The following is a 25,473-nucleotide window of genomic DNA, read 5'->3' on the forward strand; positions in this document are numbered from 1 at the left end:
ATATAGCATTTTGCTTTGAATTTTAGTCTAGCTTTCATCAATCTAGTAATATTAAAGCTTATGTTTAATATAATCTCACTCAAAAGGAGAGATTATGAAAATTCTAAATGCTTTTTTTACGGGTATTATATTCGTCCTTGCTCCTATTTTTACGTTATTTGTTGGAATTTACAACAACTACTTTTCTTACTATGGCATAAGCGAGTATTTTAATGTTGTTTTTGTTGATAACGTGCCTTTCTTATGGCTTTTGCCTGTATTTTTTATATTTGGGTATTGCTTTTTTTACGCGCCATTTAGAAAAATTTTTAGAGCCTTTTATTTAGTTTTGCTGATAGTTTGTGCTTTTAGTTGGTATCCTGACTTTGGACGCACCTTAGGAGAGAATTATTTTATGAGCAAATCGCTATCTTTAGATATCTCATCAAATTTAGAAAATGAGCAAAAGATTAATGGAAAGATACTTTATGATGGACGAAGAGAAATTTATTTTTTAAGAAGCGATAATAATAAAGTCGTTAAAATTTCAAAGTAAAGTTTTACCTTTATTTAGTTAAAATGGCATAAAAATTTAAAGGTTTAAAATGCGTTTAAAACTCCCACACGTTCCGTATATTTCACATAAAATAGCAATAGATCTTCTAAATTGTGGTTTCGTAAGACTAAATAAAGGCATTGAGCCAATCGTATCAAAAACAAGCGAAATTTTAACAGTCGATATTCAAAAAGAAAGAGCTTTAGATGAGCGAGTAAATGAGCTTTTGGAGAAAAATGAAGACGAGATGCAAACTATGCAAATTGACCGCAAAAATATGTTTTGGCTCGTTAAAAAGAAGCTCGCAGGTGAATTTGATGTAATCTTAACCCACGAAGATAGATTTAGTAATATCGCTCACAAAGTGCTTGAAACTATTTGGAAGAGCGGTCTTGTTGATTATAATGTATCTGAAAATCGTGTAAAAAATGTGATTTATAACTCAATAGACGAGTACTTAAAAAGCTATGAGAAGATAGAAGATGATGTCTATGAAATGATACAAAATTATAAACATAAGCTAATCCCAGGAACTGATGAATATGATCTTGTCTTTGAGCGTTTGTATCAAGATGAGCTTAAAAAAAGAGGTATGCTTTAATGAAAGCTTACATCTATATTGAAAATGGTGTTTTTTTAGAAGCAAAAGCTTTTGGTGCTCACGGCGAGTGTGCAGGTGAGCTTGTTTTTAATACCTCGATGACTGGCTACGAAGAGATCATGAGCGATCCAAGCTATGCTGGTCAGTTTATCGTCTTTACGATGCCAGAGATAGGTATAGTAGGTATAAACGAAGACGATATGGAGAGTCTTAGAATTCATGCAAGTGGCGTTATAATGAGAAGCTACAACGAGACTCCGTCAAACTACCGCTCACAAAAATCTTTGGGAAAATTTTTCGAAGAGCAAGGTAAATTTGGCGTTTATGACGTTGATACTAGATACCTCACAAAGATGCTACGCGATGAAGGTGCCTTGATGGCTTATATCTCAACGCAGATAAGTGATAAAGATGAGCTAAAACGCAGGCTTGAAAGTAGCGGGCGTATAGAAAATATAAACTACGTAAAAACAGTTAGTGCGATGGATGAATATGAGCACAAAAAAGGCGCATGGGACAGAAATTTAAAGTCATATAAGCCGTTAAAAAGTATCGGTAAAAAGATAGCTGTTTTTGACTTTGGTGTAAAGAGAAATATCTTAAACGAGCTATGTGAAACTGGTCTTGAAGTCATCGTTGTACCACACGATACTAAGGCTGAAATTTTAATAGAAAAATTTAAAAATGGTGAGATAAATGGGGTATTTTTATCAAATGGTCCTGGTGAGCCAAAAAATTTAAAGGCCGAAATAGGTGAGATCAAAAAGATGATTGAGGCTAGGATACCTATATTTGGCATTTGCCTTGGACATCAATTACTCTCAAACGCCTTTGGATACGAGACATATAAGCTTAAATTTGGTCAGCACGGAGCAAATCACCCAGTGCTAAATTTAGAGACAAAAGCGATCGAGATAACAACACAAAATCATAACTACAACGTACCTGAGAGTATCGCAGAAGTAGCTGTTGTGACTCATAGAAATTTATTTGACAACACAATCGAAGGCGTGAGATACAAAGACTATCCGATCTTTTCGGTCCAGCACCACCCAGAAGCAAGTGGCGGTCCAAGCGAGAGTAAATATATATTTAAGCAGTTTTTAGAAATTTTATAAGATGCAAAACATAAACCTTTACATGATTATCTCAGTTGCATTTTTAAGTAGCTTTAGTCATTGTGTAGGTATGTGTAGTGGATTTTTAAGCTTACAGACTCTATTTTTTAAAGGCAAAAGCAAGAGAGAAATTTTAATGCTAAGCACACTTTATAGTCTAGCTAGAATTTTTGCTTATGTAGTTTTAGGAGCTTTGTTTGGTGCCTTTGGAGCGGCCATTAGCTTTGGCTTGCAAGCAAGAGGTCTTATATTTTTTATAGTTGGCTTAGTGATCGCGTTTATCGGTATTGCCTTACTTTTTAGGGGTGAGCTTTTAAAATTTGTAGAGAATCAAAAGGCGCTTAATTTTGTAGTAAGAATTGCAAAAACGAGGATTCAAAAGAAAAATTTAACAAATTTTTTATTACTTGGTTTTTTAAATGGCTTTTTGCCTTGTGGCGTGGTTTATTATTTTTTGGCACTTGGGATTTTAAGTGCAAATTTTATTGATTCGGCTTTTATAATGCTTGTATTTGGTCTTTGTACATTGCCAGCCATGCTTTTAGCTAGCTTTGTATTTGGAATTTTAAATGAAAAATTTAAAGACATAATGTTTAAGATTTCGGCTAGCATAATGATAATAAATGGAATTTATTTATCATTTTTAGGATATAGAGCAAATGCCTAAGATAGTTAAAGTAAGAGAGATAATTGTTAATTGAGTCAAAATTTATGAAGTTTGATAAATATAACCAAAAAGGAAGAATAAATGAGCAAGATTCTTAATAATCTAACTGTTCTTATCGTTGAGAATGAGGGAGATGGTAAAAAAATAGTACAAGAAGTTATGCGAGATAAATTCGAAAAAGTTATCACTGCTCAAAATGGCGATGAAGGACTTAAGAAATTTAAAAAATATAATCCAAATATGGTTATAACAGATGTTTTTATGCCTATAATGAATGGCCTTGATATGGCTAAATGCATTAAAGAAATTTCAAAAGATACACCTATTATAGTTTTTAGCACAAATAGTGAAAAAGAAACACTTCTAAAAGCGATAGATGTCGGTATTGATAAATATGTTTTAAAACCGATTGATCTTGATGATTTTTTGGTTACTTTAGAAAATGTTGCTAAAAATAAGATAGAAACAGCAAATATTATTCAGGTTACAAATGGATATAGTTTTAATAAAATAAAACGTGTGCTTATCAGAGATGGTGTTGAAATTTCTCTTACAAAAAAAGAGCTTGCATTTATATCTTTACTCATAAAAAGACTTGGTACGCTTGTGCTTCACGATGAAATAAAAAATGTTGTTTGGGTTGGCGAGAGCGTGACAGAGGCTGCTATTAGGACCTTTGTTAAACGTGTCAGGGATAAAGTCGGTAGTAATTTTATAAAAAATGTTCCTGGACTTGGTTACAAAATAGATAGAAGACTCTCTTAGTAAAAGATAATTTATATTAATTAAGTCTTTTTATAGTTTTTCTACTCTAAAATAACCGAAAATTAATATAAATTTAACTAGGAGGAAAATTTATGCGACCATCCCAGTTGCTACATTATGATTATAGTGTGGCAAAACTCTTTATGTTCTCCACGATATTTTTTGGTATTGTTGGTATGGCTATTGGTGTTTTGGTAGCTTTTCAGCTTGCCTGTCCTGATCTAAACTATATAGCTGGTGAGTATTCGGCGTTTGGTAGATTACGTCCTCTTCATACTAACGGTATCATTTTTGGTTTTATGCTCTCTGGTATATTTGCCACTTGGTATTACATAGGACAGCGTGTCCTAAAAGTATCAATGAGTGAATCTCCGTTTTTGATGTTCATTGGTAAGCTTCATTTTTGGCTTTATATACTTGTTATGATTCTAGCTGTTGTGACACTTTTTATGGGCGAGAGTACATCTAAGGAGTATGCCGAGCTTGAGTGGCCACTAGATATCGCAGTAGTAGTAGTCTGGGTGCTTTGGGGCGTAAGTATATTTGGACTTATTGGTATACGCCGTGAGAAAACACTTTATATCTCAGTTTGGTATTACATTGCTACATTTCTTGGCGTTGCTATGCTTTATCTATTTAATAACATGGAAATTCCAACAAGACTAGTTAGTGGATATGGCTCATGGCTACACTCAGTTTCGATGTATGCTGGCTCTAATGATGCTTTGGTTCAGTGGTGGTACGGTCACAACGCAGTTGCATTTGTATTTACAGTAGCGATCATTGCCCAAATTTATTATTTCTTACCAAAAGAGAGCGGACAGCCAATATTTTCTTATAAGCTTTCGTTATTTTCATTCTGGGGCCTTATGTTTATCTATCTTTGGGCTGGCGGTCACCACCTAATATATACTGCTGTGCCTGATTGGATGCAGACTATGGGTTCGGTTTTTTCTATTGTTTTGATTTTACCTTCTTGGGGTTCAGCTATTAATATGCTTCTTACAATGAAAGGCGAATGGACACAACTTCGCGAGAGCCCGCTTATTAAATTTATGATTCTAGCTTCAACTTTTTATATGTTTTCAACTCTTGAAGGCCCTATCTTAGCTATCAAATCTGTAAATGCACTAGCTCACTATACTGACTGGGTGCCAGGACACGTACATGATGGCGCACTTGGCTGGGTTGGTTTTATGACTATGGCAGCACTTTATCATATGACGCCACGTGTCTTTAAGCGTGAAATTTATTCAAAATCCTTAATGGAAGCTCAATTTTGGATACAAACAACAGGTATCGTTTTATACTTTGCTTCTATGTGGATTGCTGGTATTACGCAAGGTATGATGTGGAGAGCGACTGATAGTTATGGAAATTTACTCTACTCATTTATTGATACTGTTGTAGTGCTTATACCTTATTATTATATTAGAGCTATTGGTGGGCTTTTGTATTTGATTGGCTTTTTGATGTTTGCTTACAATATTTATAAATCAACTTCTGCTAAAGCTATTTTGGCAGAGCCAAAAAGTGCAACGCCTATGGGCAGTGCTAAAGCCAATGCGGAGGTGATGTGATGTTTGCTTGGTTAGAAAAAAATCCATTCTTTTTTGCAGTTTGCGTCTTTATTGTCATAGCTTACGCTGGTGTGGTAGAAATTTTACCTGACTTTGCAAATAGAGCTAGACCACTTGAGGGTACAAAACCTTATACGGTTTTAGAGCTTGCTGGAAAAAATATATATATACAAAATGGTTGCAACACCTGCCACTCACAGATGATACGTCCGTTTAAAGCAGAGACTGATAGATACGGCATGTACTCGCTAAGTGGCGAATTTGCTTATGATCGTCCTCATCTTTGGGGTTCAAAAAGAACGGGCCCAGATCTTATGCGTGTGGGTAATTATAGAACGACAGATTGGCATGAAAATCATATGTTAAACCCAGCCTCAGTTGTGCCAGGCTCGATCATGCCAGCATATCCATTTTTATTTAAGAAAAATGCTGATATAGAGACTGCTTACGCTGAAGCGCTAACTGTTAAAAAGGTCTTTAACACGCCTTATGATGAGAAAGATATGCCAGCTCTTGGCACTTTTGAGCAAGCAAATGCTAACGTGAAAGAGCAGGCTGCAAGTATCGTTGAAAGTATGAAAGATGAGCAAGTAAAAAGTGCCTTTGCAAAGGGTGAAATTCGCCAGATCGTGGCACTTATTGCCTATCTAAATAGCCTAAAATAGGAGTTAATAATGGACATTAGAGAACTTCAAGCTTATGGCTATTTTATTTTGACAGCATTCTTAGCTATCACTTTGTACGCTTATTTTTTTCATCTTTACAAAAGTGAAAAGCAAGGTAGAAGAAATTATGAGAAATATTCGAGATTAGCCCTAGATGATGAGATCGGTAGTAAAATTTTAGAGCAAAAGGCTACAAAGGAGAGCGTATGCAATGGCTAAATTTAGAAGATAATATAAATTTACTTGCGCTAATAGGCGCTATTTTAATAATCGTACTAACTGTCGTTGTAGCTGGCAAGTATGTTGGTCAAATGAAAGTTAAAAAGGATGAAAGCGTAGAGCTTAGCGAGCACAACTGGGATGGGATAGGCGAGTATAAAAATCCAGTTCCATTTGGTTGGGCAGTAGTTTTTTTACTAACGCTTGTTTGGGCGATTTGGTATTATTTACTTGGTTATCCACTAAATTCTTACTCACAAATCGGTGAATATAATAAAGAGGTAAAAGAGGCAAACGCTAAATTTGAAAAAGAGTATGCAAACCCAAGCAAAGAAACGCTTCATGCTATGGGAGAGAGCGTATTTTTGGTGCAATGCTCAGCATGTCATGGCATCACAGGCGATGGCATTGGTGGCAAAGCTGCAAATTTACAAATTTGGGGTAGCGAACAAGGAATAGTTGATACGATACTAAATGGTTCAAAAGGGCTTGATTATCCTATGGGTGAGATGCCAGCAGGACTAGCTGATGCTGATGGAGCAAAGGCTATCGCAGCTTACGTAGCTAAAGAGATAAGTGCTATAAAAAGTACAAAAAATGAAAATTTAATAGCTATGGGAAAAGAGCTTTACGCAGCTTGTGCAGCTTGTCACGGAGATGATGGCAAAGGCATGGATGGCATGTCGGCTGATCTTAGTAAATATGGTTCAAACGAGTTCATCGTAGATGTACTAAATCGTGGTAAAAACGGCAACATCGGTGTTATGCCTAAATTTAATGATGGCAGATTAAACGAGATACAACAAAAAGCAGTTGGCGAATATGTCATATCGCTATCAAAGGGCGAATAATGGAAAATAAAAATAGAAATATCTTTGCTTTAAATGGCATTAGCGGTTATTTGGTGGCGGTTTTGCTTTTGCTATCTATCCTTGGCGTACTTACTTATATTGGTATTGGCTTGCAAAAAGATGTAGCAACCAAGCCTTACTCATTAAAAGATGCAAGTAGCATTGAGATGAAGAGCGTTGACAACGCTAAACATGTCATTATAAAGGAGTAGTGATGCTAGGCATAATAGAAAAAGCCATAATCTTGCTAATAGTTGTTGCAGGAGCTATTTGTGCGTGGTCAGTGCTTACATCAAACCACCTTTTTGTAGGCTAGGTGTGAGAAAATTTATACTCATTTTTATATTTTTGCTCTCACAAAGTTTGGCTTTGGGAACAAATTTTGTGATAAATAATGATGAAATTTTAAGCCAAAAAGTAAGTGTAAAGCTAAATGAGATCGGCAGTGAGCTTTATGCAAAAAGCGGTATAAATTTAGTAGTTGGCGTATATAAAGATGGTGAGCTAGAAGCTCTTTTTAAAGAGCAAAACCTTAGCTTGCCTTATGCCTTTTTACTGCTTATAAAGGATAAAAAGAAAGTAGAAATTTTTGCCGATGCTAATACCTCAAAACTTTTTAATAAAGAACAAATTTTAAGTGTAAATCCAGAGTCAGGAACGATAATTCCTATTTTAGTTTCTAAAAATGGCAAAGATGTCTATAATGCTGCTATATTAAATGGCTACGCTGATATTGCCGAGCAAATCGCATCTAACTTAAATTTTCAGCTTGAAAGTAGTGTTGGAAATTCAAATAAAACTACGTTAAATTTTTTAAGATTTTTCATCTATGGATTGGTTGCATTTTTTATAATTGTTATCTTTTATAAAAAGGTAAAAAATGGATAAAAAAACCTTTTGGCCTTATGCTATCGTGCTTAGCTTCATTGCTATCATTATCGCTTGCGCAGTAACGATCATTATAGCAATGAAACATCCAGTCGAGATGGATAGCTCCTATATGCAAAGCTACCAAAATGTCGATGAAAACATAACCTTTATCAAAGAGAGTGAAAAACGCTTTGATGAGAAATTTGATCTAAAATTTAAGCCAAATTTTAATACCCTAAATGCTAAGTTTAAATTTCATCTAACTCCTAAAAAAGGAGAAATTTCAGCTTTAAAATATGAAATTTTACTTACCCGCCCACAGACAAATAAAGAAAATAAAATTTTAAGAGCTTCATGGCAAGAAAATGATCTAGTAAGCGAAGAAACAAGTCTAAAAGAAGGTAGATGGCAGCTACTTTTAAGGCTAAGTGACACTAATGATACAAGGTATTATAAATTTGACCTTAATGTCACAAAATGATCTTAAAATCGTAGCTTTGGTATCTGGGAAAGATTTCAAAGCTTTAATAAACTAATCTTTTTGGCTAAATTTAAAACCAAAATACTAAGTTTTTATCAAATAAAACTATAAATCAAATCTCTTTAAATCCAAAATTTAATGCCAAACGCTCGCAAGTGCCGACATATTCTTTAAATTTATAGATTAGTGGATGCCATTTTTGCGTATCTATCTTTTCATCTTTTAGTAAATTTTCATCTACAAAAATGCCTGTAATCTTACAAGTAACGATGCTAAACCACTCTTTTAACTCTATCTTTTCTACAACCGTTTCTATCTGTATCTTACACTCTTTTATCCTAACGGTTTTTGCATTTATGCCAGGCTCTTTGCTGAGATTTGCTACCTTAAATTTGTCGTGCTCGTAGGTGTAGCCAAGATTCTTTTTTTCTTCTGGCACGTCACTATCACCAGTTAGTTTTTCCATTTTTTGCACAGCTTCTAACAGACCCTCATCACATAAATTTAGCGTGATATCTGAACCATTTTTGATATTTTTAAAGCCTTGATTTTCAATGCCTATGCCAAGCACCACTGTATTTCCTAACGTCCAAGAAGATGAAAGTACCGTGATATCATCGTTTGCATTTTTATCTTTTGTGGTGGCTAGCAAAACCGGAAAGCCGTAGTAAAAACCTTGTCTGTTTAACTCTTTATGCATTTTTGCTCCTTTTTTTGTGATTGTAGCTTTTGGCTCTTTAAGGCTTAAAATTTTAATGTATTTAGATAAAAATTTAAAGCTTTACCTAAGCGTAAAAAGCGCTCTTTTATAAGCAATTAGCTATCATTGCTTAAAAATTTAAGAGAGAAAAATGCATAACCTAAACCAACTTTTTGTATTTACGAACTCGCGTAAGATTCGTGAATTTAATGCAAGTTTTAATGATGAACTAATCCCAAAAAGCCTAAGTATTGCTGAGTTTTATAAAAAGGTAGTTTATGTAGATGGTAGGTTTGAGATTGATAGCACCTATGCTTTAGTGCTTATGAATAGAGCCTGTGCTAGCGTCAAAAAGGCAAACTCTGTTCTTAAAATTCCAACTGAGTTTTTTGAATTTTTGAAAAATAATGACTATCTTTTTTCATTTTTTAAAGAGCTAGCTATTAGTAAAAAGAGTATCGCTGAGATCAAATTTAACGATATTTACGCTAATTTTGAGGAGCATTTAAACATACTTGAAACAGTTTTAAAAGAGTATGAGAGCTTGCTTGGTCAAGAAAATCTCTACGATGATATAACCTTGCCAAAAATTTATAACATAAATGAAGCTTACATAAAAAGCTTTAGTGAAATTTCACTGCACATAGATGGAATTTTAAGCGAGTTTGAGTGGGAAATTTTAGAGAAAATCTCAAAGCTAACTGCGCTAAAAATTATCTTTCAAACCAGTGTTTTCAACACAAAGCTAATCAATAAAATAAGGCAAATTTCAGCTATTGGCGAGATTGAAAATTACAAAAAATATGAGCTAAATTTAAAGACAAATGAGCTAATTTGCTTAGAAAATATCAAAAAATTTGAGCCAGTCTTAGAAAAGCGATTTGCCACTAGAAGTCTGCAATGTGCCTACGCTATGGCAAAGGCGAGCGAGTTTGTGCGTGATGGAATAAAGCCTGAAAACATCGCTGTTATATTGCCAGATGAGAGTTTTAGTGAAATTTTAAGGCTTCATGATAGAGATAAAATTTTTAACTACGCTATGGGCGAGAGCTTTAAAAATACAAAATTTTATGAGGTACTTTTTTACATCACAAGAGCGATCAATGAAGAGGTAAGATCGGTTTTTGATCAAGGCAAGTGTGAGAGCTACGAGGAGCTTGGCTTTATCTTGAGCACGCTTGGCATAAGCGAAGAGCTTTTTAATAAATTTAAATCAAGCTACTTTGATCTTTGCGACTTTGCTAAATTTAAAGGGCTAATAGATGAGCTTTTAACGCTTGAAAATGAGCCAAGATGTGAAGAAAAGCTCGCGCTTGAGCTTTTTAGGATTGAAAATTTATGCAGGTATTTTGACTTTAGCTTAAAGCAGTTAAGTGAAATTTTCTTGCTAAATATCTCGCGCCTTAGCATCGATGATGTGGGCGGTGGAAAGATTAGTGTCATGGGCATGCTAGAGAGCCGTGGAATGAAATTTGATGGCGTGATCATAGTTGATTTTAATGATAACTTCATCCCAGCAAGAAGCACAAATGAGATGTTTTTAAACTCAAAAGTGAGGCAAAAGGCAGGGCTTATAAGCTACCTTGAGCGTGAAAATTTGCAGAGATTTTACTACGAAAGCCTTATAAACAATGCCAAAAAGGTCGCCATAAGCTGTGTTTTAAACGAAGAGAGTATTCCTTCAAGATTTTTAAAAAATTTCAAAACAATAAAAGATGAGAAATTTAGTGATGAGGCGTATTTAAAATTATTTTTAAAAGGAAGTACAAGCCTAAATTTAAGCGATGACGAGATCATTTTGGAGCATGATTTTTTCACTAAACCACTATCATTTTCGACACTAAATTTATTTCTAACTTGCCCAAGAAAGTATTATTACGCAAAGATAGCTGGTATAAAAGGAGCAAAAGCCATAGCAACTGAGCCAGGATCTAAGCAAGGAAATAGCGTGCATAAGGCGCTTTATGAATACTATACAAGTGATTTTTATAGACAAAAAAATATATTTGATTTGGCTATTTTTAAAGAAATACTTGCAAAGCAAGATTTTTCTTCGCTTGAGTTTGAGATTTGGTCGCAGAAATTTAAAGAATACGCAGAGTTTGAAAATGAACGTTTAAGTGCTGGCTTTAGAGTGCTTGATTGTGAAAAAGATATAGAGATTGATTTTTGTGATGTAAAGATAAAAGGCATTATCGATAGGATCGATGCTAGCCCTAATGGTGAGCCTTTTATACTTGATTATAAAACTGGTGAGGCAAATGCGAACTCGCTTCAGCTTGCATTTTATGAAGCACTTTATGGTAGCGAGGTAAAAAGTGCTTATTTTGCCCTAAAGAATGAACCTGTGCTTATCAGCTCAAAAAAAAGCGTGGATGATCTAAAGGCTGAGATAGAAAATCTAAAGAGCATAAATAACACTAAGATAAATTTTGAAAGAAAAAGCGGAGCTTGTAAATTTTGCGAGTATGCCATACTTTGTAGGAGAGAGTTATGAAAGATTTTTTAGCCCTAAAAGCAAGTGCTGGAAGCGGGAAAACATTCGCTTTAAGCGTTCGTTATATCGCTTTGGTGCTTAGAGGCGAAAATATAAACGAGATCATCGCTCTAACCTTCACCAAAAAAGCGGCCAATGAGATGAAAGAGCGCATAATCACAACCTTTTTAGACTTGCAAAACAAAAAAGATGAGCTTGATAAGCTTTGCAAAGAGCTTAGTTTGAGCCAAGATGAGGTCGTAAAAAGACGCGATGAGAAGCTTGATAGATTTTTGCAAAGTGAGCTAAAAATTTATACATTTGATGCATTTTTCTCTGGAATCCTAAAGAAATTTAGTCAAAATTTAGGGCTTAGTCCTGATTACAGCGTGCAAGATAGCCTGCAAGATCTGGCATGGAAAAAATTTGTAAAAGAGGTAAGCAAAGATCAAAAGCTTCTTAGCGAGCTTGCACTCATGATGATAATCTCAAGTCAAAAAGAGGCGAGCTTTTCACAGACTTTGGCTAAATTTTATGAGAGCTTTGGCGGTGAGCTAAAAGATAGTGGTGCAAGCTATCCAGATGATAGCAAGGTAAGAGCAGCGCAAAAGGAGATAAATGAACATATAGCCTTGCAAAATGGTGCTAGCGATACGGCCAAAAAGACATTTAGTGAGCAAAATTTATTTGAGCTTTTTAAAAATAAGGTCTTTGAAAGAGAGAGCCTAGATTACCGCACTTTTAGTAAAATTTATACAAGTGAGCTTGATAGGCTCTTTAACGAGCTAAAAGAGGCGGCAAAAGAGTATATTTTGGAGGTTGAAAGATACAGACTTAGCGGTTTTAGCAAGCTCTTAAATGTTTATAAACATTCAAATTTAGAGTTAAACAAAGAGATAAATGCTTTAAGCTTTGCTGATATAAATAAGCTGGTCTTTAAGCTTTTGGTTGAAAATTTTGATAAAGATGTGCTTTACTTTAGGCTTGATGGCCGTATAAATCACCTTTTGATAGATGAGTTTCAAGATACAAATGTGATCCAATATGAGATCATCTTGCCGCTTATCACTGAAATCGTTTCAGGATACGGACAAAACGGGCTTGGAAGCTTCTTTTACGTTGGAGATACGAAGCAGAGCATCTATAAATTTAGAGGCGGTAAAAAGGAGCTTTTTGATAAGCTTGGAGGTGATTTTAGTCAGATAGATATAGAAAATTTACCAAGTAACTATCGCAGCTTAAAGGCTTTAGTGAAATTTAATAACGCTATTTTTGAAGAAATTTATCATAGGTATGGGCTTAGCTTTGAGCCGCAAAAACCAGCTAAAAAAGATAAGGAGTTAAGCTACAAAGTAAGTGGCGAGTGTCCTTATTTTGAAGCCGAGGAAGATGACTACGGCTACTTGTGTGTGCTAAGCGTTGAAGATATCGCGGGTGCAGCAGTTTCACAAGTAAAAGAGCTGATCGCTGCTGGCGTAAATGTAAGTGATATAACTGTGCTTTGCTGGAAAAATAGTGACATCAGTCTTATCTCAGAGGTACTTAGCAGTGAGGAGATAAAAAGCGTAAATGAAGGCACCTTGGAGCTAAAGCGAACACCGTTTGTTGCAGCGATCATTGAGTATGCGAAATTTTGTCTTTTTGGTGAAGAAATTTATGAAAAAAATGTAAAAGCACTCGTAAATACAAATCCTAAAAGGCTAAAAATAAAAGCCGAAGATAGTGCGATAAAAAGCCTATTTTATCTAGCTAAAAATTTATATATAAATATGGCTGATGTTGATATATTAAGGCTTTTTGAGCTAAGTAGTGGCTATAAAAATTTAAGCGATTTTATCTTTAACCTTGAAAATTTTAGCTCTAAAATCAGCCCTAAAAATGCTGGCGGCGTAAAGATAATGACCGTTCATAAATCAAAAGGACTCGAGTTTGCTCACGTGATAGTTTGTGATATGATGAGCAAGGGTAGGGGCGATGACTCAAACTTTATAACAGAATATAGCGAAAAAGGCGAGTGGATAGTAAAAAGTAAAATTTTAGGTAGAGAAAATTTTGACCATGAGTATGCTGGTGTGTTAGAGCAAATGAGAGAGCTTGAGAAGCAAGAAAATATCAATAAAATTTACGTCGCTTTCACTAGAGCTACAAAGTCGCTTATTATCATTAAACAAGCCGCTCCAAGTGGAAATAGCCCTAGCTTTTTTTCTTTTTATACTAGAAGCGATAAAAGCGAAGTAAACGACTATCTTGATCTAAAAGAGTTTAGCTTTGGTAAAATTTTACCTAGCAAGAGTGAGCAAAAAGAGGCTACAAAAGATGAAAAAATGCCTGAAATTTTAAAGATAGAAAGGCAAGATGTAGAGGCAAGAGAGCAAAAAACGAGCGGTAAAAATTTAGAGGCAATCTATTTTGGCTTAGCGTTTCACTATTTGCTTGAGATGAGTGAGAAATTTGATGAAAATTCGCTTTTAAAAGCTAAGAGTTTAATGCTAAATAAATTTTATAAATTTCTCTCACCTGATAGACTTGAAGATGCCTTTAAACGGGCAAAAATGCTAATAAATGAGCCAAAATTTCTAAAGTGTATAAAAGATAAAGAAATTTACAAAGAGCAACCATTTAAAGTAAAAAATGAACTAAAACAGATGGACTTATTTTGTATCGGAGAGAGCGAAATTTGTGTGATAGACTATAAAACAACAGATAAAAATATTGAGGAAAATAAAAAACAAGTTGGAGAATACAAAGAGGCATTAAGTAAATTTTATCCAAAGCATAGTATAATCGCCGTCATCTTCTACGCTCTTAATGGAAAAATTTCATATATTGAAGTTTAAATGCTACTTAATTTAAGCTTTATAAAAGCATTGTTTAAATACAATCACAACTCAAAAATTAACTTGGCAAAGGTAAGAAAATGACAAAAATAACAAAGCCAAACGAAGTTAAACGAGACTGGATCGTTGTTGATGCAGCTGGTAAACGTTTTGGTAGATTGCTAACTGAGGTAGCAACTATACTTCGTGGCAAAAACAAACCATGCTTCACGCCAAACGTAGATTGTGGCGACTATGTTATCATCATAAATGCTTCAAAAGTAGAATTTACTGGTAATAACAAAGCTGAAGATAAACTTTATCACAGACACTCAGGATATTTTGGTAGCGTAAAGAGTGAAAAATTTGGCGATTTGATAGCAAATAAGCCAGAAAAACTATTTAAATTAGCTGTTCGTGGAATGCTTCCAAAAACTAAACTTGGAAGAGAGATGATAAAAAAACTAAAAGTTTATGCTGGCAGTGAGCATCCTCATACGGCACAAATAGCTAAAAAAGAAGGAAAATAATTATGGCAAAAGTTTATGCAACTGGTAAAAGAAAAACTGCCGTAGCAAAGGTTTGGATAAAAGCTGGAAGCGGTAAAATCGTAGTAAATGGTATGGATCTTAATACTTGGCTTGGTGGACATGAAGCTATAAAGCTTAAAGTAATTCAGCCACTTCTAGTTACTAAACAAGAGAGTTTAATAGATGTAGTAGCTACAACCTTAGGTGGTGGTTATTCAGCACAAGCTGAGGCTTTAAGACACGGCATTTCACGTGCTTTAGCTGACATGGATGCTGATTTTAGAGCAGCGCTTAAACCAAAAGGCTTGCTAACTAGAGATTCTCGTGTTGTTGAACGTAAGAAATTTGGTAGAAGAAAGGCTAGAAGAAGCCCACAATTCTCTAAACGTTAATGAATTTTTGCAAGTGCTTTTGCATTTGCAAAATTTAAGTTGTGTAAATTTAAAATTTACATTATTAATTAAATTATGATTTAGAGTCGGTTAAATTTTATTCAGTTAAAATGTAACCACTTTAAAATAAATCCTAAGAAAGGAATTCTAAATATGAAAAAGATTGCTTTAGCTATGGTTGCCGCAACAGCGGTTTTTGCGTCTAACGCAGCATACAATTATGAAGTTACCCCAACTATTGGTGGCGTTCACCCAGAGGGAAATTTACGTGTAAAAGACCACAACTTCGTTGGTGTTAGAGCTGCTAGAAATCTTGAAGATTTTTTCTTTGATCAAGTAGAGCTTGGTGTTGATTACACTCAAAAAGCAAAAGAAAAAACAGGTAGCTTAACAAGAGAAGGAAGAGTTCTTAGATATCATGCAAATCTTGTAAAAGATATAGTTGATTTTGGCCCAGTTAGTCTATATGGCTTAGTTGGCGCTGGATATGAAGATGTTCCAGCTATTTTTGTTAAAAATGAAGATGGCGGTTTTGGCCAATATGGTTTTGGCTTAAGATATCAAGTAACTGATAGATTTGCTCTTAAAGCAGAAGCAAGAGACGCTATCAAATTTGAACATGCTGATCATAACCTATTCTATTCACTAGGCTTTGGTATCGGTCTTGACTCAAAAGCAGCTCCAGTTGTGGCAGCAGCTCCAGTTGCAGCAGCAACTCCAGCAGCAACTCCAGTTCTTGATGATGATAATGATGGCGTGCCAAATGATATAGATCAATGCCCTAACACTCCAGCTGGCGTAGTTGTTGATGAAAGAGGATGCGAGAAAGTTATCGTTCTTAGAGATCTAGATGTTAACTTTGCATTTGATAGCTACAAAGTTGGACCAAAATATGCAGCTGAGATCAAAAAAGTAGCTGACTTTATGGGCGAACACCCAGATTATAAAGTTGTACTTGCTGGTCACACTGATAGCGTAGGCGCAGAAGCTTATAACCAAAAACTATCTGAAAAAAGAGCAAAAGCAGTAGCTGATGTTCTTGCTGGCTATGGTGTAAGCGAGGATAAAATTTCAACAGTTGGCTACGGTGAGCTTAAACCAATTGCTACAAACAAAACTAAAGAAGGCCGCGCGCAAAATAGACGCGTTGAAGCTACTTTCAATAAATAATCTTAATTGTTTAAGGTTACTTCTTTTAGGGGCTTAGCTTCGGCTAGGCCCTTTTTTATTTCTACGGAGAAAATGATGAAAAAAACCATACTTTTTGATTTAGACGGTACACTTATTGACTCAACTTCTGCTATTTTAAAAGGATTTGATAGAGCTTTTTTATCTCATGGCAAAAAAGAGCCAGACCATAATGTATTAAAGTCTTTGGTTGGTCATCCGCTTGAAATAATGTTTGAAAGACTTGGTGCAAGCAAAAATTTAATTGATAGCTATATAAAAGAGTATAAAGCTTGCTACGAAAAAATTTATCTTGATGAGACGGTACTTTTAGATTATGCAAATGAAGCATTGAAGGAGGCAAGTAGCTTTGCTGATGTGGGTATAGTTACTACGAAAACTTCAAAATTTTCTATTATCTTGCTTGAGCATTTAGGGGTTATGAAATATATAAAAACTGTTATTGGAAGAGATGATGTTGTTAATCCAAAACCAAATCCAGAGCCAATAAATTTGGCTTTAACTAGACTTAATAAAGATAAAAATAATGCATTTATGGTAGGTGACACCATTATGGATCTAATGGCTGCACAAGTTGCCTTTGTTACAGGCGTGGGTCTAACTTGTGGATATGGTCAAAAGAGTGATTTGGAGAAATTTAGTAAACATATTTTCTCAAACCCATTTGAAGCCGTTAGCTTTATAAAAGAAGTTTGATAATCTAATATTCCCGAGCTACTTATACTTTAAAGTAAATTTAACCTAATGTTTAGCTTGCTTGGCTATAAAATTTATTCCAAAAATTCGTTACTTTTGTTTGGCATAAAATCTTTTTAAAGTATTTATTATGAATTTTTAACATCTAAATTACTTAAATTGATTTTCTTAAAAGCCTACTTTCATATTAAATCTATTCTATTTAAAATATGAAAATTTGTCTAAAAGTTAGCTAACTTCTAGGAGATCATAGATTTAAGACCCTAGCCACCTTTAGAGCGCTTGCAAATGCAAAATGTAAGTTATATCCGCCAAGCATGCCAGTGATGTCCAAGACTTCACCAACAAAATAAAGCCCCTTAACGTTAGAAGCTTGTAAATTTTCATCTAAAAATTCACTCTTTATGCCGCCTTTTGTAACTTCTGCTCTTTCAAAGCCAAATGTCCCGGCTGGGGCAAATTCATAAGCAAAAAGTCTTTTTATGATTTGTCTCTCATTGTCATTGAATTCATAAAAAGCTCTGTCTTTTAAGCCAAAATTTTTTAAAAATTCTAGTACAAATCTCTTTGGCAAGGGCAAAACCGAGCTAAGCTGTTTTTTGCCATCTATTAAATTTTTCTCACTAAATTTGGGTAAAAAATTTATGCAAATTCGGCCCTTTTGCCAAAATAGCGAGGCATTTAGTATCGCTGGTCCGCTTATGCCCCTATGTGTAAAAAGTAAGTCCCCACTAAATTTATAGCTCTCATTTTTACTATTTATCTTTACTTCTGCCTTTAGGCTAACGCCACTAAGTTCTTTAAACCAAAACTCATCTTTTTGTACGCTAAATCCAACAAGTGCAGGCGAAAGAGTTGATGTTTCAATGCCAAAATCATTTGCTATTTTATAGCCAATGTCACTTGCGCCAAGGGCTTTATAGCTTAGTCCGCCACTTGCGATGACTAAATTTTTGGCTCTAAATTTTTCACTTTTGGTTGAAATTTCAAAAATTTCATCTACTTTTTTAGCGCCAAGAACCTCTTTATTGTAAAAAATTTCTGTATTTTGCCTTTTTAAAAGTACGCTCAAGACGCTCTTTGCGCCGCTATCGCAGAAAAATTGATTTTGCTTTTGCTCACTAAATTTAAGCTCACTAAAAAATTTTAAAACTTGATCTGGAGTCAGTACTTTTAAAATTTGCTCTATAAATTTTTGCTCGCCAAGATAGTTTTTAGCGCTTATGAAGCGGTTTGTGATGTTGCATCTGCCTCCACCGCTTGCTAGGATCTTTTTGCCAGCGCTGTTATTTTTCTCTAAAATAGCGACCTTTTTACCCTTTAAATTTGCTCCTAAAAATAGCCCGCTAGCACCGGCGCCAATGATGATGACGTCGTAGATCAAAACTTCAAGCTCTCTTTTAAAGCCGCCTCGCTTGTTAGGCGAGAGTCAAATTTTATCACTTGATTTTTCTCGTTTTTGTAATAATCCACCACGCCTTTTTGGCTATTTAGTAACTCTAAATTTAAGCTTACTTCAGGGCTTAGATAGATATTTTTAAAAATTCTTGGATCGCTTAGGCTAAAGAGTAAAATAAGCCATATCACGCAAAGCGCCACGCAGATGATGGCTAGTGCTTTAAAGCCAAAGGCGTGCAAGATATATCCACCAAACGCACCTCCAATAAAGCTTCCTAGATAACCAAATGAATTAAATACACCAAGGGCTGAGCCTTTTTGAGAGGATTTTACAAATTTTGTTGCGGTTGATTGCATTATGGGCTCGTGAAGGTTAAATCCTATGAAAAATATAGCAACTCCCAAAACGAAGATAAAAAGCGTAAAACTAATGGCAAAAATAGTGTAGGTTAGGGCAAAAAGTAGCGTACCAGCTATCAAGATGACCTTGCTAAGTCCCTTGCCATCGCCAAGGGCGCCAGCTAACCCCATAGCCAAAAAGCCAAGCACGGCGCCAAGCGAATAGATCTTGTAAAGCTCGCTACTTTCGTAACCATACTCTTTTACTAAAACAATAGGGATCACCAAAAATGCGATGCTTGCTAGCATCTTTTGCATAAAAGAGGTGAAATTTATGATCATGTAGTCTTTTTGTAAAAACAGCTTACCAAATGGTACTTTTTCACTTTTAGAGCTCACTTTTATCTCTTTTGGCACAACGGTGTAAAGAAGTACAATGCAAAGTAGGCTAAGAGCGGCACTTAGATAAAAGAGACTTGAAAGTCCGTAGTCTTTGGCAAGAAGTGGCCCAAGTACCATAGAAAGCGTGAAACTAAGCCCTATAAAAGCGCCCATTATCGCCATGGCTTTTGAGCGTTTTTCTTCTGTTATATAGTCACTTATCATCGCAGTTGCAACTGCTCCGATAGCACCTACGCCTTGTAAAAATCTACCAAATAGCATGGTAAAAATATCGCTTGTAAGTGCACAAATTATTGAGCCGATGATAAAAACCAAAAGTCCGATCGTTAATGTTTTTTTGCGTCCTATCCTATCCGAGAGCGCTCCAAAAGGCACTTGAAATATCATCTGTGAGATCGCATAGACGCCTACTATTAGCCCTACTAAAAACTCGTTTGCTCCGCGTAAATTTAAGGCATAAAGGCTAAGCACTGGCAAAACTATAAAAAGACCTAAAAATCTGCTTGCTATGATAAAAGATAGTGGTAAAACGCTTTTTAACATAAAATTTTCCTTATTTTTAAAAGGACTAAGTTTATCATTTTAACGCTAATTTAAATTTAAAATTTTAATCTACTTTTTTGTAAAATACGCCCAAAAATCAAGGAGCTCTTGCAATGAAGATCGTGCTTGCGACATCAAATTTAGACAAAGTAAAAGAGATAAAAGAGTATTTAAAAGGCTATGAAATTTACGCCTTAAGCGAGATTGTAAAGCCATTTGAGATTGTTGAAGATGGCAGCACTTTTCAGCAAAATGCACTCATAAAGTCAAAAGCTGTTTTTGCAAAGCTTAAAGAGCAAGGGCTTGAGGGCGAATTTATCGCTCTTAGCGATGATAGTGGCATTAGCGTAGATGCACTTGGTGGCGAGCCAGGGATCTACTCAGCGCGTTATTTTGATCTTGATGAAAATGGCAAAGTGCGCGGCAAAAACGCAAATGACGCAAACAATAGAGCAAAGCTAATTAGCAAGTTAAAGGCGCTAAATTTAAAGAGCTCACCAGCTCACTACACCGCCTGTATCGCTATTAGCTCAAAATTTGGCGACTACACGACGCATGGCTTTATGTATGGTGAGGCGATAGACGAGGAGCGCGGCACAAACTGCTTTGGCTACGATGCACTCTTTATCCCAGATGGCTTTACAAAGACGCTTGGCGAGCTAGATAATGAGACAAAGCTTAAAATTTCTCACCGCTCAAAAGGCCTGGAACTTGTAAATTTTGTACTAAAGAGTCTAAAAATGCATTATAAAATAGATCAAGGTTTATGTTTAAATTTTATATAATTAATTTATAAAATGTTGGTATTTTAAAATTAAGTTGTATACTTTTTAGTTTATTGTAAATTGCTTTTGGATAGAGTGATATAAATAAAAAAAATGGAGATACAAAATGAATGTGGTTGAAGATAAAGAAGAATTAAGAATAGCAGAATTTAATGATGAGCAAGATTCTGAATATGGATCGTACGAAGTGTCTTATAACCTAACAAGTTATGGGATTGATTTTCCAGTAGATGGTCTTATAAATAGATACGATAGGGGGAAAGTATATTTGCCTAGCTTTCAAAGAAATTATGTTTGGAAAAAGAAACAAGCCTCTAAATTTATAGAATCATTATTGTTGGGACTACCTGTTCCTGGTATTTTTCTTTATAAAGATAAAGATGAGAAGTTGCTCATAATAGATGGTTATCAACGAATAGAATCTATATCTAGATATTTTAGAAATTCATTTGATAATCGTGATTTTAGATTAGATGGTATTAATCAAGATTTTAATGGAAAAAAGTATGAAAATCTTAGAGAAAATGAAAAGGACAAAATAGCTACATCAATAATACATGCTACTATTATTAAAGCAGATAATCCGGAGGACAAAAATTATCATGCTATTTACGCAATTTTTGAAAGACTTAATACGGGTGGTGTAAAATTAAGCCCACAAGAGGTTAGAAATTGTGTTTCGGATGGTGTATTAAGACAGGAAATAACAAGGCTTGCCAATCGAGATGTGGTTAAAAAATTTATTTCAATTGATAATACAAGAAAGAAAGATGAAGAAATAATTTTAAGACTATTGGCATTATCATTCGATGAATATACTGGAAATATGAAACAGTTTTTAAATGATTTTATGTTTAAAAATAAAGATTTAGATGAGGATAATGTAAAAAAAGGCGTTGATGACTTTTTGAACATGGTAGAATTTTTAAATAAGATAAATTCTGATGAATATTTTAGAAGAAATGATCAATTAAGTATTGCTATCTTGGATTCTTTATGGGTTGGAATTTATAAAAATTATGATTTTTTACAAAATAAATCAGTCAATCAAATAAAAGAAAAAATCAACCAATTAATGCAAGACTCGATGTATAAAGAAGCTATAAAGACTGGCACAACACATAATGTTAAAAGTGTTAAAGATAGAATAGAAAAATCAATAGAATTTTTAAGAAATGTGCAGTAGTTTTGACAAATTTAATAAAACTATTAATGGTTTAAGCAATCAAATAGATCTACTTTTAAAAGATGATATAGATACAGATATTATAGATCATCTAACAAAGCACTTAATTTTATTAATGGCTGGATATGTTGAGAAAAATATTAAAAATATAGTTGAAGATTGTCTGAAAGAAAAAAAAATACCAAAAGAATTTAAAAATTTTATACTTGAGAGTTTGCCTGATAGTCAAAATTTAAATCCAGATAAGTTAAAAAATTTTTTAAATAAATTTGATAGTAGCTGGGGACAGCAAATTACTCAAGATCAATCTAGTGCATTAGGCAGCATTATAATAGCAAGAAACAAAATAGCTCACTGTAAAGATATTGATGTTTCAAAAGAAAACTATCTAAAGCATTTTGATAATGTAAAGAAAATGTTGGACAAAGTCAAGCAAGAGCTTTTTGATAAAATTTAAAAATAGATTCAATATACTTTAGAGCTTACATTTTGTAAAGCAGATATAAAGATGCTTAGAGTTTGCCGAGATGCTAGCAAGCTCTATAAAAGAGGGTACGCTAACGATAGAGCCCTAATTAAGTTCCTTTAGTCCATTATTGGCTCGCCTTAAAAGCTTCTTTGCACGTGGATTTTGCTCTTTTCCATTTAAAATTTCAAGCACTTTTTTGTAGTTTTGGGCAGCTTCGTCCTTTTGATTAAGCTTTGCTAGGTCGTTAGCAAGCTCTATTAACAGCTCTGATCGCACAAGCTCGTTGCCACTTAACTTTGGCGTGATATCAAGTAAATTTAGCGCTAAAAGATGATTTTCATAGGCTTTATCAAAGTCGTTTTTTAGGTAGTAGGCACTAGCGATGCCTTTTATGCAGACTAACTCGTCGTGCACTGGAGCATCTGGCGCATCGTCATAAATTTTTAGAGCTTCTTGAAAATTAGCAAGCGCTTCGTCGTATCTGCCTAGCGCCTTTTGTGCCGCACCTAGGCTATGATAAGAGCGAGCTAGTAGCAGCTTGTCGCTAACGTTTGCCGCAAGCTCTAGGGCTCTTTGTGAGAGCTCTAACGCCTTTTGTGGCTCTTTATTTACCATGCAAATGCTAGCGCTATTTATGAGCGAAGTGATCGCCTGCTCGGTGTTGCCCTCTTTTAAGCAGACATCAGTCGCTTGCTCGGCTAAATTTATGGTTCTCTCCAAATTTCTATCGCTTTTATAAAACTCCCTCACACTCTCTTGTATTAGCTCGTCACAGCTACTTGCAAAGAGGCAAATAGGCGCTAAAAATGGCAAAATTTTCTTCATGTTTTTACCTTTAAAATTTCGCGCTATTGTAGCGATTAAAAGCAAATTTTGTTCAGTATTGCCTCATAAATCATTATTATTTCTTGGCAAATAAACTTGTGACATTATTTTTATGTCTTCTTCTGGATTTTCGATTTGAGTATCAATTATCTGCCTCATTAGCGCCATGCAAAATTTCATACCCATCTCTTCTGTAATTATATCTTTCAGATAAATATTTGTTATTTCATTGTATTCACTGGGAAATTTAACAGAAAAATAAGTCATTTTTTTCTTTTTTACTTCCCATATTCTATATTTGACCTCTGATTTATCATCAATTTTATATTCTTTTGCCTTGATGAGAAATTTATTTATTTGCCCAGCCTTATCCCAAGTGGCAAGACTTTTATTTATATATACTTCATCCCATGTGTCAAAAATAGGAAAGTGCAATAAGAGGTTTCTAATAAAACTAAATAGATCATCGGCAATCAATCCTTCAAAAAAAGGTCGTCCTCCTTTTTTCATCCACTTTAAATATCTTTAATTGGTTCATAATTAGAAATCTCTTTAAATACCGAAAATGCTTCTCTGAGTCTATAAAATCTAAAGCATGGCTCTTGAGTTTTAAAATTTTCATTAGAAATTTCATCATATAAAAAATAGAATCTATTATAAAAAAGAGTTAATGCTTCTACCTCTTTTTTATTCGGTCTTTGCTTGCCATTTTTAATCATCGGTATCTCTTTTTGTGTCCTCTTGCCAGGCGCTAATTCATCCAAGTTTTTTTAAATCGGTTGCGATATTTTTCTAGATTTAAATATGTTGATTATACCTAAAACAGCTAACTTGATAATGATCGTTGTATGCTTTAGAATAAATTTAGGCACTCAAATTTTAGTAAAAAATTAAACCTAAAAAATTTAAGCTTATTTCTTATACAACCTATCTCAAACTAAAAAATAGAATTTGAGAGAAAATTCATCGTGCGTTGTCAGGAGGTAAATTTAATTTTCTGCCGCCGGCAATCGATATGCTACTTATCTGTGTTAGTGCTATCTGCTTTTTGTCTTTCTTGTTAGACTTTGTGCTGGCCATAGCCAACTTTATAATTAATAGCACCCCGTCTCTTAAAATTCATCTTAAATTTGCTAAAATCATTAAAATTTAAAGGAGCCCAAATGTCAAATATCTTAATCATAGGCGCGGGCGGCGTGAGCCAAGTCGCGACCGTAAAATGCGCGATGAACGCGGACGTTTTTAACAAGATCACCCTTGCTAGCCGCACGAAAAGCAAGTGCGACGCGATCGCTAAGTTTATCAAAGACCGCCTAGGCGTGCAAATTGACACCGCCCAGATCGACGCGGACGATACCGACGCCGTAGTCGCGCTCATCAAAAAAACGGGCGCCGATTTGCTTTTAAATGTGGCGCTGCCGTATCAAGACCTAACGCTGATGGACGCGTGCTCTCGCGCCGGCATCCCATACATCGACACCGCAAACTACGAGCACCCCGACACCGCCAAATTTGAATACAAGCTGCAGTGGGCGAAGGACGGCGAGTTTAAAGCCGCAAACACGATGGCGCTGCTGGGAAGCGGCTTTGATCCGGGCGTGACCAATGTATTTTGCGCATACGCGCAGCAAAATCTCTTTGACGAGATCCATGAAATCGACATCCTAGACTGCAACGCAGGCGATCACGGCTATCCGTTTGCGACAAATTTCAACCCAGAGATAAATTTACGTGAAGTGAGCGCAAAAGGTCGCTACTGGGAGCGCGGCGAGTGGAAAGAAACCGAGCCGATGCAGATAATGTTCAAATGGGACTACCCAAAAGTCGGCATCAAAGATAGCTACTTGCTCTACCACGAGGAGCTTGAAAGCTTAGTAAAAAACATCAAAGGACTAAAGCGAATCCGCTTTTTTATGACCTTTGGACAAAGCTACCTAACTCATATGAAATGCCTAGAAAACGTCGGCATGCTTCGCATCGACGAGGTAGAACATAACGGCGCGAAAATCGTACCGATACAGTTTCTAAAAACCTTGCTACCTGATCCTGCGTCGCTAGGCCCTCGCACTAAGGGTAAAACCAACATCGGCTGCGTAATACGCGGCTTAAAAGACGGCAAAGAGCGCCAAGTCTACATCTACAATGTCTGCGACCACGAGGCTTGCTACGCCGAAACGGGCGCGCAGGCCGTGAGCTACACCACAGGCGTGCCTGCGATGATCGGCTCGATGATGGTCGCAAAAGGTATCTGGAGCGGCAAAGGCGTCTTTAATATGGAAAATTTCGACGCCAAGCCTTTCATGGACGAGCTAAACAGGCAGGGCTTGCCGTGGGAGATGATAGAAATGAAACCCGGCGAGAGGTATGAAGTCTGAT

At 35.3% G+C, this 25,473-nt stretch carries 28 protein-coding genes; 22 read left to right on the forward strand and 6 right to left on the reverse strand.

Annotated elements, in window-relative coordinates:
* Positions 1-94 precede the first annotated feature (94 nt).
* The 12 genes from A3854_RS05300 (at position 95) to A3854_RS05355 (ending at position 8,352) form a co-directional block, all read left to right on the forward strand.
* A complete protein-coding gene (locus A3854_RS05300) occupies positions 95-535 on the forward strand; it encodes an isoleucyl-tRNA synthetase (protein ID WP_084041625.1) in 441 nt (146 codons plus the stop codon).
* A 49-nt stretch (positions 536-584) separates the two neighbouring features.
* Positions 585-1,136, forward strand: a complete 552-nt coding sequence (locus A3854_RS05305; RefSeq protein WP_021091020.1) for a DUF507 family protein — start codon at positions 585-587, stop codon at positions 1,134-1,136.
* Positions 1,136-2,254, forward strand: a complete 1,119-nt coding sequence (gene carA / locus A3854_RS05310; RefSeq protein WP_084041626.1) for a glutamine-hydrolyzing carbamoyl-phosphate synthase small subunit — start codon at positions 1,136-1,138, stop codon at positions 2,252-2,254. The genes A3854_RS05305 and carA overlap by 1 nt, the downstream gene beginning before the upstream one ends.
* Before the next feature lies 1 nt (position 2,255).
* Positions 2,256-2,921 (forward strand): sulfite exporter TauE/SafE family protein, encoded by a 666-nt coding sequence (locus A3854_RS05315; protein WP_257639875.1) that lies wholly within the window; start codon positions 2,256-2,258, stop codon positions 2,919-2,921.
* Positions 2,922-3,002: 81 nt separating this feature from the next.
* Positions 3,003-3,686, forward strand: a complete 684-nt coding sequence (locus tag A3854_RS05320; protein ID WP_084041627.1) for a response regulator transcription factor — start codon at positions 3,003-3,005, stop codon at positions 3,684-3,686.
* Positions 3,687-3,778: 92 nt separating this feature from the next.
* Positions 3,779-5,266, forward strand: a complete 1,488-nt coding sequence (gene ccoN / locus A3854_RS05325; protein ID WP_084041628.1) for a cytochrome-c oxidase, cbb3-type subunit I — start codon at positions 3,779-3,781, stop codon at positions 5,264-5,266.
* Entirely contained in the window at positions 5,266-5,931 is a 666-nt protein-coding gene (ccoO, locus tag A3854_RS05330; RefSeq protein WP_084041629.1) for a cytochrome-c oxidase, cbb3-type subunit II, read from the forward strand. Before ccoN ends, ccoO begins: the two co-directional genes overlap by 1 nt.
* Positions 5,932-5,940: 9 nt before the next feature.
* Positions 5,941-6,150 (forward strand): cytochrome c oxidase, cbb3-type, CcoQ subunit, encoded by a 210-nt coding sequence (locus A3854_RS05335; protein WP_021090915.1) that lies wholly within the window; start codon positions 5,941-5,943, stop codon positions 6,148-6,150.
* Positions 6,138-7,001 carry a cbb3-type cytochrome c oxidase N-terminal domain-containing protein gene (locus A3854_RS05340; RefSeq protein WP_084041630.1) on the forward strand — a complete coding sequence of 288 codons (864 nt, stop codon included), beginning with the start codon at positions 6,138-6,140 and terminating at the stop codon, positions 6,999-7,001. Before A3854_RS05335 ends, A3854_RS05340 begins: the two co-directional genes overlap by 13 nt.
* Positions 7,001-7,213, forward strand: coding sequence for a DUF4006 family protein (locus tag A3854_RS05345; RefSeq protein WP_021090794.1), 213 nt, complete (start codon positions 7,001-7,003; stop codon positions 7,211-7,213). Before A3854_RS05340 ends, A3854_RS05345 begins: the two co-directional genes overlap by 1 nt.
* A 106-nt stretch (positions 7,214-7,319) precedes the next feature.
* Positions 7,320-7,889, forward strand: coding sequence for a hypothetical protein (locus A3854_RS05350; protein WP_084041631.1), 570 nt, complete (start codon positions 7,320-7,322; stop codon positions 7,887-7,889).
* The gene (locus A3854_RS05355) at positions 7,882-8,352 is read left to right on the forward strand and encodes a FixH family protein (RefSeq protein WP_084041632.1); all 471 of its coding nucleotides are present in this window, start codon (positions 7,882-7,884) and stop codon (positions 8,350-8,352) included. The genes A3854_RS05350 and A3854_RS05355 overlap by 8 nt, the downstream gene beginning before the upstream one ends.
* Before the next feature lie 112 nt (positions 8,353-8,464).
* On the opposite strand, the gene A3854_RS05360 is transcribed toward A3854_RS05355, so the two are convergent.
* Positions 8,465-9,052 (reverse strand): flavin reductase, encoded by a 588-nt coding sequence (locus tag A3854_RS05360; RefSeq protein WP_084041633.1) that lies wholly within the window; start codon positions 9,050-9,052, stop codon positions 8,465-8,467.
* A 151-nt stretch (positions 9,053-9,203) separates the two neighbouring features.
* On the opposite strand from A3854_RS05360, the gene A3854_RS05365 reads away from it, so the two are divergent.
* The 6 genes from A3854_RS05365 (at position 9,204) to A3854_RS05390 (ending at position 17,150) form a co-directional block, all read left to right on the forward strand.
* Entirely contained in the window at positions 9,204-11,549 is a 2,346-nt protein-coding gene (locus tag A3854_RS05365) for a PD-(D/E)XK nuclease family protein (protein ID WP_084041634.1), read from the forward strand.
* Positions 11,546-14,365, forward strand: coding sequence for a RecB-like helicase (locus A3854_RS05370; RefSeq protein WP_084041635.1), 2,820 nt, complete (start codon positions 11,546-11,548; stop codon positions 14,363-14,365). The genes A3854_RS05365 and A3854_RS05370 overlap by 4 nt, the downstream gene beginning before the upstream one ends.
* A gap of 80 nt (positions 14,366-14,445) precedes the next feature.
* Positions 14,446-14,874: a 50S ribosomal protein L13 gene (rplM, locus tag A3854_RS05375; RefSeq protein ID WP_002939292.1), complete on the forward strand. Its 429-nt coding sequence runs from the start codon at positions 14,446-14,448 to the stop codon at positions 14,872-14,874.
* Positions 14,875-14,876: 2 nt separating this feature from the next.
* The gene (rpsI, locus tag A3854_RS05380; RefSeq protein ID WP_021084780.1) at positions 14,877-15,266 is read left to right on the forward strand and encodes a 30S ribosomal protein S9; all 390 of its coding nucleotides are present in this window, start codon (positions 14,877-14,879) and stop codon (positions 15,264-15,266) included.
* A gap of 153 nt (positions 15,267-15,419) precedes the next feature.
* Positions 15,420-16,436 carry an OmpA family protein gene (locus A3854_RS05385; RefSeq protein WP_084041636.1) on the forward strand — a complete coding sequence of 339 codons (1,017 nt, stop codon included), beginning with the start codon at positions 15,420-15,422 and terminating at the stop codon, positions 16,434-16,436.
* Positions 16,437-16,511: 75 nt separating this feature from the next.
* Entirely contained in the window at positions 16,512-17,150 is a 639-nt protein-coding gene (locus A3854_RS05390; protein ID WP_084041637.1) for an HAD family hydrolase, read from the forward strand.
* Between the two features lie 247 nt (positions 17,151-17,397).
* Here the strand turns inward: A3854_RS05390 and A3854_RS05395 are convergent, their stop codons facing one another.
* Both A3854_RS05395 and A3854_RS05400 read right to left on the reverse strand, forming a co-directional pair.
* Positions 17,398-18,534, reverse strand: a complete 1,137-nt coding sequence (locus A3854_RS05395) for an NAD(P)/FAD-dependent oxidoreductase (protein WP_084041638.1) — start codon at positions 18,532-18,534, stop codon at positions 17,398-17,400.
* Positions 18,531-19,832, reverse strand: coding sequence for an MFS transporter (locus tag A3854_RS05400; protein WP_084041639.1), 1,302 nt, complete (start codon positions 19,830-19,832; stop codon positions 18,531-18,533). Before A3854_RS05400 ends, A3854_RS05395 begins: the two co-directional genes overlap by 4 nt.
* A gap of 113 nt (positions 19,833-19,945) precedes the next feature.
* Here A3854_RS05400 and A3854_RS05405 point away from each other — a divergent pair, with 113 nt between their 5' ends.
* From A3854_RS05405 to A3854_RS05415, 3 genes are all read left to right on the forward strand, one after another.
* Positions 19,946-20,617 (forward strand): non-canonical purine NTP pyrophosphatase, encoded by a 672-nt coding sequence (locus A3854_RS05405; protein WP_084041640.1) that lies wholly within the window; start codon positions 19,946-19,948, stop codon positions 20,615-20,617.
* A gap of 106 nt (positions 20,618-20,723) precedes the next feature.
* Positions 20,724-21,803: a GmrSD restriction endonuclease domain-containing protein gene (locus tag A3854_RS05410; RefSeq protein ID WP_084041641.1), complete on the forward strand. Its 1,080-nt coding sequence runs from the start codon at positions 20,724-20,726 to the stop codon at positions 21,801-21,803.
* The gene (locus A3854_RS05415) at positions 21,793-22,260 is read left to right on the forward strand and encodes a HEPN domain-containing protein (RefSeq protein WP_084041642.1); all 468 of its coding nucleotides are present in this window, start codon (positions 21,793-21,795) and stop codon (positions 22,258-22,260) included. Before A3854_RS05410 ends, A3854_RS05415 begins: the two co-directional genes overlap by 11 nt.
* 114 nt (positions 22,261-22,374) lie before the next feature.
* On the opposite strand, the gene A3854_RS05420 is transcribed toward A3854_RS05415, so the two are convergent.
* The 3 genes from A3854_RS05420 to A3854_RS09685 all read right to left on the reverse strand — a co-directional run bounded on the left by A3854_RS05420 (position 22,375) and on the right by A3854_RS09685 (position 23,816).
* The gene (locus tag A3854_RS05420) at positions 22,375-23,097 is read right to left on the reverse strand and encodes a tetratricopeptide repeat protein (RefSeq protein ID WP_084041643.1); all 723 of its coding nucleotides are present in this window, start codon (positions 23,095-23,097) and stop codon (positions 22,375-22,377) included.
* A gap of 63 nt (positions 23,098-23,160) precedes the next feature.
* Complete coding sequence (locus tag A3854_RS05425; protein ID WP_219336931.1) at positions 23,161-23,607, reverse strand: hypothetical protein; 447 nt, start codon at positions 23,605-23,607, stop codon at positions 23,161-23,163.
* 5 nt (positions 23,608-23,612) lie between these two features.
* Positions 23,613-23,816, reverse strand: a complete 204-nt coding sequence (locus A3854_RS09685) for a hypothetical protein (RefSeq protein WP_219336932.1) — start codon at positions 23,814-23,816, stop codon at positions 23,613-23,615.
* Positions 23,817-24,260: 444 nt separating this feature from the next.
* Between A3854_RS09685 and A3854_RS05430 the strand changes: the two genes are divergently transcribed.
* Entirely contained in the window at positions 24,261-25,472 is a 1,212-nt protein-coding gene (locus tag A3854_RS05430; RefSeq protein WP_084041644.1) for a saccharopine dehydrogenase family protein, read from the forward strand.
* Position 25,473: the final 1 nt, after the last annotated feature.

Origin of the sequence: Campylobacter concisus (assembly GCF_002092845.1) — a bacterium.
Classification (GTDB): domain Bacteria; phylum Campylobacterota; class Campylobacteria; order Campylobacterales; family Campylobacteraceae; genus Campylobacter_A; species Campylobacter_A concisus_AQ.

Excerpts from the sequence above, each read along its gene's own strand:
- A3854_RS05300 (WP_084041625.1), top strand. The coding sequence starts at position 95 with ATGAAAATTCTAAATGCTTTTTTTACGGGTATTATATTCGTCCTTGCT.
- A3854_RS05305 (WP_021091020.1), top strand. The coding sequence starts at position 585 with ATGCGTTTAAAACTCCCACACGTTCCGTATATTTCACATAAAATAGCA.
- carA (WP_084041626.1), top strand. The coding sequence starts at position 1,136 with ATGAAAGCTTACATCTATATTGAAAATGGTGTTTTTTTAGAAGCAAAA.
- A3854_RS05315 (WP_257639875.1), top strand. The coding sequence starts at position 2,256 with ATGCAAAACATAAACCTTTACATGATTATCTCAGTTGCATTTTTAAGT.
- A3854_RS05320 (WP_084041627.1), top strand. The coding sequence starts at position 3,003 with ATGAGCAAGATTCTTAATAATCTAACTGTTCTTATCGTTGAGAATGAG.
- ccoN (WP_084041628.1), top strand. The coding sequence starts at position 3,779 with ATGCGACCATCCCAGTTGCTACATTATGATTATAGTGTGGCAAAACTC.
- ccoO (WP_084041629.1), top strand. The coding sequence starts at position 5,266 with ATGTTTGCTTGGTTAGAAAAAAATCCATTCTTTTTTGCAGTTTGCGTC.
- A3854_RS05335 (WP_021090915.1), top strand. The coding sequence starts at position 5,941 with ATGGACATTAGAGAACTTCAAGCTTATGGCTATTTTATTTTGACAGCA.
- A3854_RS05340 (WP_084041630.1), top strand. The coding sequence starts at position 6,138 with ATGCAATGGCTAAATTTAGAAGATAATATAAATTTACTTGCGCTAATA.
- A3854_RS05345 (WP_021090794.1), top strand. The coding sequence starts at position 7,001 with ATGGAAAATAAAAATAGAAATATCTTTGCTTTAAATGGCATTAGCGGT.
- A3854_RS05355 (WP_084041632.1), top strand. The coding sequence starts at position 7,882 with ATGGATAAAAAAACCTTTTGGCCTTATGCTATCGTGCTTAGCTTCATT.
- A3854_RS05360 (WP_084041633.1), bottom strand. The coding sequence starts at position 9,052 with ATGCATAAAGAGTTAAACAGACAAGGTTTTTACTACGGCTTTCCGGTT.
- A3854_RS05365 (WP_084041634.1), top strand. The coding sequence starts at position 9,204 with ATGCATAACCTAAACCAACTTTTTGTATTTACGAACTCGCGTAAGATT.
- A3854_RS05370 (WP_084041635.1), top strand. The coding sequence starts at position 11,546 with ATGAAAGATTTTTTAGCCCTAAAAGCAAGTGCTGGAAGCGGGAAAACA.
- rplM (WP_002939292.1), top strand. The coding sequence starts at position 14,446 with ATGACAAAAATAACAAAGCCAAACGAAGTTAAACGAGACTGGATCGTT.
- rpsI (WP_021084780.1), top strand. The coding sequence starts at position 14,877 with ATGGCAAAAGTTTATGCAACTGGTAAAAGAAAAACTGCCGTAGCAAAG.
- A3854_RS05385 (WP_084041636.1), top strand. The coding sequence starts at position 15,420 with ATGAAAAAGATTGCTTTAGCTATGGTTGCCGCAACAGCGGTTTTTGCG.
- A3854_RS05390 (WP_084041637.1), top strand. The coding sequence starts at position 16,512 with ATGAAAAAAACCATACTTTTTGATTTAGACGGTACACTTATTGACTCA.
- A3854_RS05400 (WP_084041639.1), bottom strand. The coding sequence starts at position 19,832 with ATGTTAAAAAGCGTTTTACCACTATCTTTTATCATAGCAAGCAGATTT.
- A3854_RS05405 (WP_084041640.1), top strand. The coding sequence starts at position 19,946 with ATGAAGATCGTGCTTGCGACATCAAATTTAGACAAAGTAAAAGAGATA.
- A3854_RS05410 (WP_084041641.1), top strand. The coding sequence starts at position 20,724 with ATGAATGTGGTTGAAGATAAAGAAGAATTAAGAATAGCAGAATTTAAT.
- A3854_RS05415 (WP_084041642.1), top strand. The coding sequence starts at position 21,793 with ATGTGCAGTAGTTTTGACAAATTTAATAAAACTATTAATGGTTTAAGC.
- A3854_RS05420 (WP_084041643.1), bottom strand. The coding sequence starts at position 23,097 with ATGAAGAAAATTTTGCCATTTTTAGCGCCTATTTGCCTCTTTGCAAGT.
- A3854_RS05425 (WP_219336931.1), bottom strand. The coding sequence starts at position 23,607 with ATGAAAAAAGGAGGACGACCTTTTTTTGAAGGATTGATTGCCGATGAT.
- A3854_RS09685 (WP_219336932.1), bottom strand. The coding sequence starts at position 23,816 with ATGATTAAAAATGGCAAGCAAAGACCGAATAAAAAAGAGGTAGAAGCA.
- A3854_RS05430 (WP_084041644.1), top strand. The coding sequence starts at position 24,261 with ATGTCAAATATCTTAATCATAGGCGCGGGCGGCGTGAGCCAAGTCGCG.